The organism is Pedobacter sp. (genome assembly GCF_046462515.1).
Taxonomy (GTDB): Bacteria; Bacteroidota; Bacteroidia; order Sphingobacteriales; family Sphingobacteriaceae; genus Pedobacter.
On sequence record NZ_JBKGVD010000009.1, the window covers coordinates 227,640 to 238,095 of the forward strand.

General features: G+C 42.2%; 13 protein-coding genes. 7 read left to right on the forward strand and 6 right to left on the reverse strand.

Annotated features, from left to right (window positions below):
- Nucleotides 1-10: 10 nt before the first annotated feature.
- The 6 genes from ACLHG9_RS12970 to ACLHG9_RS12995 are packed head-to-tail and all read right to left on the reverse strand — an operon-like array spanning nt 11 to nt 5,301.
- On the reverse strand, nt 11-1,315 hold the full coding sequence (locus ACLHG9_RS12970; protein WP_410221925.1) for a phage minor head protein: 1,305 nt from the start codon (nt 1,313-1,315) through the stop codon (nt 11-13).
- A gap of 23 nt (nt 1,316-1,338) precedes the next feature.
- Entirely contained in the window at nt 1,339-2,523 is a 1,185-nt protein-coding gene (locus ACLHG9_RS12975; protein ID WP_410221926.1) for a DUF935 family protein, read from the reverse strand.
- A 2-nt stretch (nt 2,524-2,525) separates the two neighbouring features.
- A complete protein-coding gene (locus ACLHG9_RS12980; RefSeq protein ID WP_410221927.1) occupies nt 2,526-2,987 on the reverse strand; it encodes a hypothetical protein in 462 nt (153 codons plus the stop codon).
- A gap of 1 nt (nt 2,988) precedes the next feature.
- On the reverse strand, nt 2,989-3,306 hold the full coding sequence (locus tag ACLHG9_RS12985; protein WP_410221928.1) for a hypothetical protein: 318 nt from the start codon (nt 3,304-3,306) through the stop codon (nt 2,989-2,991).
- A gap of 25 nt (nt 3,307-3,331) precedes the next feature.
- A complete protein-coding gene (locus ACLHG9_RS12990) occupies nt 3,332-4,864 on the reverse strand; it encodes a hypothetical protein (protein ID WP_410221929.1) in 1,533 nt (510 codons plus the stop codon).
- Nucleotides 4,864-5,301 (reverse strand): hypothetical protein, encoded by a 438-nt coding sequence (locus ACLHG9_RS12995; RefSeq protein ID WP_410221930.1) that lies wholly within the window; start codon nt 5,299-5,301, stop codon nt 4,864-4,866. Before ACLHG9_RS12995 ends, ACLHG9_RS12990 begins: the two co-directional genes overlap by 1 nt.
- A 128-nt stretch (nt 5,302-5,429) precedes the next feature.
- Between ACLHG9_RS12995 and ACLHG9_RS13000 the strand changes: the two genes are divergently transcribed.
- Genes ACLHG9_RS13000 through ACLHG9_RS13030 form a run of 7 tightly spaced genes read left to right on the forward strand, consistent with a single transcriptional unit; the run spans nt 5,430 to nt 10,266 of the window.
- The gene (locus ACLHG9_RS13000) at nt 5,430-6,407 is read left to right on the forward strand and encodes a peptidase (RefSeq protein WP_410221931.1); all 978 of its coding nucleotides are present in this window, start codon (nt 5,430-5,432) and stop codon (nt 6,405-6,407) included.
- A 56-nt stretch (nt 6,408-6,463) separates the two neighbouring features.
- Nucleotides 6,464-7,390 (forward strand): hypothetical protein, encoded by a 927-nt coding sequence (locus tag ACLHG9_RS13005; protein ID WP_410221932.1) that lies wholly within the window; start codon nt 6,464-6,466, stop codon nt 7,388-7,390.
- A gap of 7 nt (nt 7,391-7,397) precedes the next feature.
- Nucleotides 7,398-7,910 (forward strand): phage holin family protein, encoded by a 513-nt coding sequence (locus tag ACLHG9_RS13010; protein ID WP_410221933.1) that lies wholly within the window; start codon nt 7,398-7,400, stop codon nt 7,908-7,910.
- The gene (locus tag ACLHG9_RS13015) at nt 7,907-8,827 is read left to right on the forward strand and encodes an N-acetylmuramoyl-L-alanine amidase (RefSeq protein WP_410221934.1); all 921 of its coding nucleotides are present in this window, start codon (nt 7,907-7,909) and stop codon (nt 8,825-8,827) included. The genes ACLHG9_RS13010 and ACLHG9_RS13015 overlap by 4 nt, the downstream gene beginning before the upstream one ends.
- A complete protein-coding gene (locus ACLHG9_RS13020) occupies nt 8,812-9,255 on the forward strand; it encodes a hypothetical protein (protein ID WP_410221935.1) in 444 nt (147 codons plus the stop codon). The genes ACLHG9_RS13015 and ACLHG9_RS13020 overlap by 16 nt, the downstream gene beginning before the upstream one ends.
- A gap of 31 nt (nt 9,256-9,286) precedes the next feature.
- Nucleotides 9,287-9,781: a hypothetical protein gene (locus tag ACLHG9_RS13025; protein ID WP_410221936.1), complete on the forward strand. Its 495-nt coding sequence runs from the start codon at nt 9,287-9,289 to the stop codon at nt 9,779-9,781.
- A complete protein-coding gene (locus tag ACLHG9_RS13030) occupies nt 9,781-10,266 on the forward strand; it encodes a hypothetical protein (RefSeq protein WP_410221937.1) in 486 nt (161 codons plus the stop codon). The genes ACLHG9_RS13025 and ACLHG9_RS13030 overlap by 1 nt, the downstream gene beginning before the upstream one ends.
- The last annotated feature ends 190 nt before the right edge of the window (nt 10,267-10,456 follow it).

A 10,456-nucleotide genomic window follows, 5' to 3' on the forward strand; every position in this document is an offset into this window, starting at 1 on the left:
AAAAGCGACTTTACTTTGTAGGGTCGCTTTTCTTATATACCATAATGATCTGGTCTTTATACCTGAACTCTAAATACCTTAGGTTTGGGTAATCTTTAACCTTTTGCCTGATGATGCCACTTATTACCTTATCGTCATACCTGCTGGCCATAGAAACAATGATAAAATCAGCCTGAGCAGCTCCCGATTCAATGGCCCCTTTAAGTGCCCTTACCGTTGTTTTGTAAACGGTTTCATATTCTACCAATTCTCCATCAATTCTTAAATCTGGAGACTTTCCAGCTTTACCGCCTTTAAATATGATATCTCGGGTATAACTGCTATAAGTGGTCGGATCTAATGTAGGCATGATATCTACGGTACTGCCCTGCTTTGCTTTGTCAACAGCAATATTCTCGATGCGGTTGTAATCGCTTTCATAACCTGTTACCAAGAAGTGTTTTCTGACCGTGCCCAAGTCTTCATGCAGGATATCAAACTGTAGATTGTAAGGGAAAAACTCACGGCTTTTATCCATTACCTCTTTAGGCATATCAATAAAATAGGCGTGGTCCTCTGGGAATGCAAGTCCGCGCTGTCCCAGATTTACCTTGAACATTTCAGGTATTTCAGGGTACGTTATTTCATCATCCGTGGTGTTTTTACCAGATTTGAGCTGTCTTACCGTACTCCGGCAGTTGTAATGGTTTGGCGGGTAATACAATTGCCAGAACGGATCATCAACATGTCTTACCGTACCATCCAGTTTTTTGCACAGGGCCGTTGTATGGCTGTCCTCAACCGCTTCAAGCTGCAAGTAAGGAAATAGGTCCTTCTGTTTTTGGATCTGATCCCATTTGGCTGCCATCTGCCCACCTGAAACCGCAAGGTCATATTCTGTCTTTAACCAGGTTAACTGCTGTTTGGTGATCGTGCTTACCTGCATCCTGAACTCATCAAAAGATCTTAAGGTACCATCTGGTTTTAAAAGTGCGGCACTCATGTCTTTGAGCTGGGTGTAGCTTTTTGCTGCTGAAAACTGCCAGACGTTTTGCTGTAGTTTTAAATGAAGCTCATTATCCCTAACCGTAAAATCTACATTGATCCCCAAGCCTTTTTTTAAGGCTTCCTGCAATCGGTTACCATAGGTTTGTACCAAAACAGGATCAGTTGTTATGGTCTGTTTACTGTTCCATATCTTAAGGGCAAGCTGCGAGATATAATCGCCAAAATCTGTAGGTACCCCAGCAAGTTTAACCGATGCGCTACAGCAACCGTAGTAGCTATTTACCTTTTGACTTAATGCTTCAAATGAAATGCCGCCCAGCCCGTTCAACCTTTTTTGTATGGCCGACGGGCTTACTCGAAAAAACCCTTAAGGAGTTTAGCCGAAAGCTTGGTATCCTGTAATGGAGAAGCTTTCGATGCAACTTCTACCCCGAACTTATCCTTTATCCACTCAGGAGCTACATCATAATACTGTAATAACTTTTCGGTATATTCAAATAGCTTATTGGTATCCTCAGCCTCTTCAAAACTAAAGGTTAATCCATCGGGTATCAATCCAATATTAGCTAAAGCCGGAATTGCCGTAGTGTTCCAGTACTGCTCTACCATTCGCATATCGGCTTGTACCAATAGCCACTGTATATCCTGACTAACCTGTTCCTTACCTCTTGTACCGTGTTCGGTATCTTGCCCGAGTATAGCACCTGTTATTAATAGCGAAACTTCACTGTTGCAGAACCCGATAAGATTTTTGTAAACATCTCCGTTAGTAGATACGCCTGCTGCAAATTCCAGTGTTTCGGTTTCATCGATTATGAAGTAAGCTGCTGCACCCATGTCTTTCATCATCTGCTCGCCACGGTTCAGCATAGCCGTATCTTGCGTATTGGTCTTCAGAACCCGGGGGGGTATGCCGTAAATTTCGCACAGCTCACTCCAGCAGCTCTGTGCAAAACGTTTGAATAGTATGTGCGGTACTGCCTTATTGAGCAAGCCTAAACCACCAGAGTTAAATTCTAATACCCAGGTTCCAAACTCCCTCATCTCCCTGTACAATGCCGGATTGAGGTCATCAGTATAATCTTTATAGAACAGTCCTTTTTGGGGAACTATATTGGTTCTGGGCAATGTTTCTGCTTCTAATGTAGCGTTGTTCCAAGACAGCTCCGATATGGAATAACCATAAAGCTGGCTATCGAACATGGCAGTTGTCAAAGAATGATAAACCTTTGAATTGCTTAATATTTCCGTAGCTTCCTTTTGTACTTCTCCATTTAGCTTAAGATTGAAGTTAGCTGAAAACAATTGTTGCTTTCTGTTCTCTATCTGAGAAGTGAGCAGTGCATCTGTTAATATTTCATTGTACAAAAGCTGAAGTGGCCACATCCGTGGTTCTTCTGCCATCTGCGCCATGTTTAAGGCCCTTGTCCAGCTTTGTATGTCCTGACGGCTCCTGCTTACGCTCTTGAGTGTCCATGGCAATACGCGTTTTGCAATTGTTTTGCCTACTTTACTGTTTGTCGATTTAGTTGCCATTGTTATTCGTGGTTAAATTTTCGTCTTGATCCCATGCGGAAAGGATTTGGCTTATTTCCAGTCTCGTTACCTTCATCTGGTAAAGTGGGCAAGGTCAGGTCCGTAGCATCGCCATCTGCCAATGCGGTCATGTATGCTACCGCTCTATCGTATCTATCCTGTATTACCTCATAATGAATACCTGCATTACCCCTTATGATAAGGTGCCATAGGGCCACGATCTTGGTATAGGATAAGATAAGGGCATGCCTCTGGTCTCCCTCTTTTGCGAATATGGCCTGCACGTCATAGCGCTGCCTGCCATCAAAAGAGTTACGTTTTGTGGAAGGCGTTAAGCGGCTCATTACTTCAGTAATACCACTATTGACACATTCTTGTATAATAGTGTCATCCATGCCAGCTATAACTTGTACATGCTCGGTCTTAGCTACTGTTTTTAACTCTTGTATGGTAAGGAAAGCCATTTTATCTCCTCCTTACTTTATTTTGGTGAGAAAGCTTTTTAAAGTTGGTTTTACCTTTTCTGCTCTTACCGTTACCATACCTCAGGCCGTATTCTTTTGGGGACATGCCATATTCTCCAACTTGGACAAGATCCAATCCACCTACCACTTGCTTGCTTGTTTTTTGTTTGGTGGTTATTTTAGATGCAGTAGCCTGTTTTTGCTCCTGATGAGATAAGTTTTTGTTGATGGTTGCAGGTTGTGCAGTACCTCCGAGTGCTGCAAGTGCCAGAGCAAATCCAGCTCCGATGAATCCGAATTTTGATGTTCTTTTTTTCATTGTTTAAAAGGGTTTTAAAAGGGTATTAAAATTTTCTTGATGGCCTCTGATAGCTTCTATATTTAGTACTTTTCCTATGCTTACGATTTTTTATGATCCATACGGCACCCTCCAAGCCATCCGGTCCATCTATATGGGAAGCATTAGGCGAAACAGCCAGCATTTGACCTTCCATGATCTTCATGGGTGGCGTGTCTTTTAGCCGTTTATCAAAGATTAAATTACCAGATGCATCTTCCGGTTGTAACGTACCTTCTACACGGTCATATTTTTCTGGTTTTTTTCGAGTGTCTTCACGTAATGGAGGATAATCTGAATTTAATTCCTCTGCCTGCTTTGCAACCTCTGGTTTAATGACCTGTTCATAGTGTGGAGCTTGTAATGTATTGTTCTCTATATAGATGATTTTGGGATCGACACCATTTTCATTTAAATATTCATCTGCCTCAAAAATCCATTTAACAAACGTCTTGTTATTGGTTTGGAGGAGCCTTATCCAATAGATGTAGTACTTTCTGTTTTTATACCCAACAATGATTACGCATTTGAAACTGGGCCCTTTTCCCTTTCCTTTTGGTTTATCTTTGTTAGATGTAGATGGATCTGCATAAACAACTACTGTTTCACAGGTATTGATTGGAGGAGCCTTATCATATTTAACGCTTTCAAATACATCTCCATCAATGATTGGGTTATTAAAGTATTCACGTTGTTGAGCATTGTAGCTTATTGTTGACAATACTCTGTCAATCATTTCTTCCGTGTTTTTGCTTGGCCAAGTGCTTTGTCCATTTGCATCACGAATATTAATGATGTCCCACTTATCAGCTTTATCTCCAAGCTCTGAAATGCAGCAATAATTCGCTATCAAATTCCCGCAAACAATTAAAAGCAATGGCTCTGATATTGAACGGGTAGGTATCAATGCAGACTCTATCCAACTAACACGTGCTTTAATTATGTCCGAATTCTTTACATCGTGGTCCGTATCGATATCATCGATTAAGATTATATCTGGTCTGACTGCATCGTTACGAGTACCCCTTGGGGATTGCCCTGCCCCTAAGGCTCTAAAGCTCTTCCCGTTCTTTGTTTTAAATTCGCCTGCTTCCCAATTTCCTAAGCTTTGTTGTTTGCCATAATCATTGATTATGCGGTTATTGCTCTCAAGGTTTGCCTTATATGGGAGCAATAGACGCTCAGCATTGTCATAGCTATTGGATACAAGCAAAACATTATGCTTTTTATCCGTTAATACTAAAAAAAGCACCTCCATCATGGTTCGTGCAGACTTGGCCAATTCGCGGCTCCAAGATCTTACCTCGTACCACTCAGGATTTCTTAAGACCCTTCGAGAGGCATCAATATGAAACTGTGCAGGTTCAGAGGTGTAAAAATTGGGGAAATAGTATTTGGACCAACTTTCAAAATCTTTCTCCAGTCGTTCAATACGTCGCTTTTTAGCTAATGGTTCCTCGTTTATGTCAATAGGTGTCGCCCTATTTATGTTGTCTTTAAACTTTTCCCACTGTTCAAGATATTGTTTATCAGTGGCCATTATTTTATGAGTGTTTGGATGTATAAATCAAACCAAGCGGTTATTTTCTTGGCTAACTCTAAATCATCAACCTGAACAAATCCTATAAACTTTCGTCCAACATCTACTGTTTCTCCAAGGCTTGTTTCAACCTCTAATTTTTGTATGGATGCCGACAGTTTTGAGATTACGTCGGCTTCTTTAGTTGTTGCTACCTTATTTTGCCTATTGGCAATTTCATTATTTTGCCATTCCAATTGGTCATATAACAAGGTAATCTGTGTTTGCTTGGTAGTGAGCAATGATCGTTTCAAGCTCTTCCAATTTCCCTCGTTAATCCACTTTGATAGGGTTTTTTCAGTTACGCCTACTCTATCTGCGATAACCTTTTGGTGCAGGTTCTCTTTTACATATAGGACCTGTGCATACTCTTTTGCTTTTGCTTTTTCTCCAGCCATAACACGTTGATTATGGTACAAAAGAATGCCTTGAAATACCTGATTTTTAAATAGTTGTGCAAGCCTTGCCCAGCTAATTCGGATGCGTTCTTTTTCGATACAACTTTGGACAAACAAAGAAGGAAAGCATGTCTAAAAAGAGTTTTGTACTGAATGATGAAACACAGGTAAACAGCTATGGATTTAGGGTACCTAATGCCCTTATAGACTTAGACAGGTTCAAAGAAAATGCAGTATTGCTTTATATGCACAAACGAGGAGAAGTGCATGGCAGATGGGAAAACATCAGGATAGAAGGCAGCTTACTGTTAGCCGATCCTGTATTTGACGAAGCGGATCCGGATAGTGCAAAAATTGCAGGAAAAGTAAAAAGAGGCTTTTTAAAGGGAGCATCAATCTATCTCAATTTTACCAATAACACAACTTTCTTTGAAGCCCCAGACAAAGTTCTTGAGCTTCATAACAGTGAAGCATTTGAAGCATCGGTAGTAGATATCCCGAGCAACAAAAAGAGCGTAAAACTTTTTGCGGACGGCAAAGAGCTTAATGAGAAAGAGATCAAGGGCATAATGCTGTCTGCTCCATCTATCCACAACAAATCGGAAACAGAAGATAAAAATCAAAAAACAGAAGTAATGGAAAAATTCAAACTGACAGCTCCGGCTATAGCTGTTCTGGTTGGCGCTGGCCTTGCTGCCGGAGAAACCGAATCAGAGGTAAATGATGCGATCATAAAACTTGGCGCAGCTCTTACAGCCGAAAAGACTGCGCACAATTTAGAGAAGAACCAAAGGGAGGCTCTGCAAAAAGAGATCAATGACAGCAAGGCTGCTGCACTTACAGCATTGGTAGATCAAGCGGTTACAGATGGTAAAATTTTAGCAACAGCTAAGGAAAGTTTTATCGCTTTAGGCCATGATGCCGCCAAGGCTATTATTGACAACCTACCGGGCAAGGTTCAGTTGGGTTCTCAGGTCAATAACCAGGCAGGAGGAGCAAACCCTACAGACCCAAAAACTCTTGACGAGTTTGAAAAGCTCACTAATGAAGCCAAGCTCGCTTTCAAGAACAACAACCCTACGGGCTACACGGCATTGTTTGCATAGTCCTTAAACACCACGGAGAATAAATCAAACAAGTATTAACCTTAATCTTTATTAAAATGTCGTTAACTAACTTCCCTGAATTCTGGGAAAAGCGAGTAGAATACAACCTAACGCAAGCCGACAAGGCTCCGTGGTTAGAAGGAGTTGAAGAACTGGATATGGATGTTACAGTTTTAGGTGCCGGTACCGAAACAGAAAAGAACATCATTTACATCCCAACTACAGATTTTGAACCGGAGGTATTGATCAACAATACCACTTATCCTTTAGATGCTGTTGAATACTCAGACGGTACGGTACAGATCACATTGGATAAGTACCAGCCTAAAGTGGTAACCCTTGCTGATGATCAGGTAATGGGGGCATCTTACAATAAAATTGATGCGGCAACCCGTACCACTACCACTGCAATTACCAAAAAGAAATATGGTAAGGCCATCCATGCCATAGCCCCTGCTGGTAACAGCGTAAATACCCCTGTCCTTAAAACAACCGGGGCAGCTATAGGCACACGCAAGCGCTTCACGTACAATGACCTTGTAGCGTTAAAAGATAAGTTTGATGCTTTAGAAATTGATGCAGAGGGCCGCAGGTTAGTATTATGTACCGATCACTGGAATGACCTGTTGCTGGACCGTGAACGTTTTGGCGATAACTTTTCAAACTACCGCACTGGTAACCTATCGCCTATGGTAGCAGGCTTTGAACTTTACCAATATGTGAACAACCCTTTTTATACGGTTAGCACTTTGGCTAAGAAAGCTTATGGTACAGCACCTAACAATACAACAGATACCAGAGCATCTGTAGCGTTCTATGTGCCCAACATTGCCAAGAAAACAGGTAAGACAAAGCAGTACTTTGTTGCTGCCGCACAAAATCCGCGTAACCAGAGCAATGAGCTTGGGTACCGTCACTACTTCGTTGCTATGCCAAAAAGGGCAAAATACATCGGTGCCATAATTTCAGATCTAACCGCTTAGAGATTGCATGAAAACGTTCTTTGAAAGGCTATTGCAGACTTTTGATTATGAAAGTGCGGGACAGTTCTTGAGCAGTCTCGCACCGAGTTCAAAGTACAAACTTACCATAGCAAGTACGGCAATAAGTCTGTTCTTCCCTTTTATAGACAGGGTTTTCGGTCTGGACGTCTATGCCTTTGGAGGATTGGTACTGGTATTTATAGCAGAACTGACCAGCGGCCTGATCGCTGCCAATATCCGCAAGGAAACCTTCAGCAGCATGAAGCTTAGCCGTTTCACTTTTAAGGTAGCCTATTATCTGATACTGATTGCGGTACCCTATGTAATGTCCGTTAGCTTTAGGGATCACGGAAGGACAGCGGCGGCCACGGTTTTCGACTGGCTCCATTTATTTCTATTGGCACAGATCATCTTGGAGAACATTGTGTCGATTTTAGAAAACGTAGCGGTAATAAGCGGAAAAGATAAAACACACTGGATTGCAAAAATACAGACAAAGATTAACGAACTGTTAAAATGAGACTAATAAAATACATCGTACTGCATTGTACGGCGACACCGCACAACACAAGCATTGATAGTATAATGAACTACTGGCGTACAGTACTTGGCTGGAAAAATCCGGGTTATCATTATATGATCAAGGCCGACGGCGAAATTGTCAATACTTTTCCGATCGAGCAGGTCAGCAATGGAGTTGCGGGCTATAATGCAAACAGTATCCATATTAGTTACATTGGTGGCATCGATGAAAAAGGCAAGGCTGTCGATAACCGGACACCTCAGCAGATCGTAGCCCAGATAAGGCTTTTAAAAGAGCTTAAGGCAAAGTTTCCGGCTGCAGAAATTAAAGGTCACAGGGATTTTCCAAACGTAAAAAAAGAATGTCCGTGTTTTGATGTCAAGACATGGCTAAGAACCATATCGTTACTTATTGCCTTGTGCGTAAGCTTAACGGCTTGTAAGGTCAGCCAAAACAGGCAGTTGAACAAATCTAGCTCTATTACGAGCGAAATGTCAACAGCAACAACAGATCATATGGCTGAAACCGTTAGGGAGACCGAAGCAAGGCATACAAGTAACAGATCTGAGTTAAACGGTGCAACCATCTACAATTTTAATGGAAAGGTAAACGCTGATGGAAGTATAGAGGGCAGCGCAAGCCAGATCAATACCTCATCACAAAAGAATGCCAGCACCAGCAGCCAGATCAAAACAAAAGTACAGATCAGAACAATTACCAAGACATTGCTCGTAAGGGCTATAATCAAAGAAACGCACATAATTACCCAGACGGTGGTCAAAACCGTCACAAAAACATTCATACCGTGGTGGGTTTGGTTAGCAGGCTTGGCCGCAGTAGCGGTCAGCCTGTTCTTTGATCCTACCCGATTATTTGTAAAACTTAAAAACTTGATAAAATGGCAGAAGAATTAAGCCGCACGCAAAAGATGCAGATCATCTTTAAGCAGCACCCCAATGCACAGGAGTTCTATGTAACATCAGATGACCAAGCTTTCTACCTTCCGAGCGATGCTAAGAACCACGCTTCTACACTTGATGATAAAACGGTCGACTGCATCAAAAGAAGGGATATACTAAAAGACGCCAAGATCGAGAATGGCGGAGATAAGAAAACTGACCGCCAAGCTTTGTTCGAGGAACTGAAGAACTTGGGAGGTTCGGCCCCTACCAACATCAGCGATGCTAAACTATTGGCCAAGGTCGAGGAATTAAAAAAGAGCGCGCCCAAGATGATCGATGTTACCGTAACTCAGGAAATGCTTGACCAGAACCCTGAGCTGGTAGCAGAGGGCGTTAAAGTTGGTGAAACCATACAGATACCTGATACCGAAAAAGAGTAATTAACAGAGTTTTAAACTTAATTTTTATATAATGTATTCATACGGAGTAACCAAAGCCGAGGTCGGGATATTTAGTGCTGTAGACGGCTCAGTTAGTGGCTGGAAAGAAATTGAACTGTACAAGGACACCTTTACAATGGGTGAAGATGATCCTACACAGAACGAGCATTACCAGCAAGGTGTCGCATCTCCTAAAATAGTAAGAGAAACCACCGCCCCGACAAAGATCAATTTTTCGTTAATGGACCTCTCGGCTGATAGCAAGATCGAGTGGATAGGTGGTACTAAGACAACAGTCGCAACTGTTGATACATGGCATTCCCCACGCTTAAAAAGATCAAAGATCAAGGCGCTCAGGTTTACCTTGGAAGAGGGCGGCGTAATTACCATTGCTAAAGTGCAGACCTACGCAAAACCCGACGTAAAAGCAAGTGATGCCGATATTAACCTGATGTTGGTAACAGGGACAGTTCTCGATCCTGGTTTTGAAGATGTACTGCCGATTGACTGGAAAGATGCAGAATAATGGAGCAGCTGCACACAGAACTACGCGCAGCTAATACCTTACTGAAAAGGGGCATAAAGGTGAGAGCCCGAGCCCCTTTTTTATTGAGGTTGTTTTTCATCAAGACCATAACCATCACGTTATACCAACCCTATAGGGGTACTCTTGAAAGAGCCGCACGATATTACCTGAGTACTGGTCTGAATTTAGAAAAGCTGCAAGATATTACTGCCGAGGAAGCCTTGGCCGTAATGGCCGATCATGGCGGGCCATTGACCAATGCCGTATCAGTGTCCGTATTGAACGGATGGATTGCGGGCTACCTCTTTACCCGCCCTTTGAGCTGGTATCTAAAGTGGCATTTAACAGAGGTTGAGATAATGACATTGATGCAGGCCATCATCAGCTATGGGGGCCTACAGGATTTTATGACTACTACCAGATTAGTACGGAGCATGAAACTGACAGCTCCCAATCTGGGCCAAAAAAGCACGAAGGGGAGTTAGTGGCCTCTGGCCTGAATAGCCCCTTTGGAATATTGCACCAGATCATCAATGAAACTGGATGGACGTTGCATTACATATTATGGCGTGTTCCATGGTGTACAATATTACTGATGCTGGCAGATAAGCCAAGTATGAGAAAAAGAACATCCATCATTAAAAAAGGGACAAAAGACGACCTGAGATCATTAAT

Coding starts and splice junctions, on each gene's coding strand:
- ACLHG9_RS13015 (WP_410221934.1), top strand. CDS start 7,907: ATGAGACTAATAAAATACATCGTACTGCATTGTACGGCGACACCGCAC.
- ACLHG9_RS12995 (WP_410221930.1), bottom strand. CDS start 5,301: ATGGCTGGAGAAAAAGCAAAAGCAAAAGAGTATGCACAGGTCCTATAT.
- ACLHG9_RS13010 (WP_410221933.1), top strand. CDS start 7,398: ATGAAAACGTTCTTTGAAAGGCTATTGCAGACTTTTGATTATGAAAGT.
- ACLHG9_RS12975 (WP_410221926.1), bottom strand. CDS start 2,523: ATGGCAACTAAATCGACAAACAGTAAAGTAGGCAAAACAATTGCAAAA.
- ACLHG9_RS12980 (WP_410221927.1), bottom strand. CDS start 2,987: ATGGCTTTCCTTACCATACAAGAGTTAAAAACAGTAGCTAAGACCGAG.
- ACLHG9_RS13000 (WP_410221931.1), top strand. CDS start 5,430: ATGTCTAAAAAGAGTTTTGTACTGAATGATGAAACACAGGTAAACAGC.
- ACLHG9_RS13030 (WP_410221937.1), top strand. CDS start 9,781: ATGGAGCAGCTGCACACAGAACTACGCGCAGCTAATACCTTACTGAAA.
- ACLHG9_RS12985 (WP_410221928.1), bottom strand. CDS start 3,306: ATGAAAAAAAGAACATCAAAATTCGGATTCATCGGAGCTGGATTTGCT.
- ACLHG9_RS13025 (WP_410221936.1), top strand. CDS start 9,287: ATGTATTCATACGGAGTAACCAAAGCCGAGGTCGGGATATTTAGTGCT.
- ACLHG9_RS13020 (WP_410221935.1), top strand. CDS start 8,812: ATGGCAGAAGAATTAAGCCGCACGCAAAAGATGCAGATCATCTTTAAG.
- ACLHG9_RS12990 (WP_410221929.1), bottom strand. CDS start 4,864: ATGGCCACTGATAAACAATATCTTGAACAGTGGGAAAAGTTTAAAGAC.
- ACLHG9_RS13005 (WP_410221932.1), top strand. CDS start 6,464: ATGTCGTTAACTAACTTCCCTGAATTCTGGGAAAAGCGAGTAGAATAC.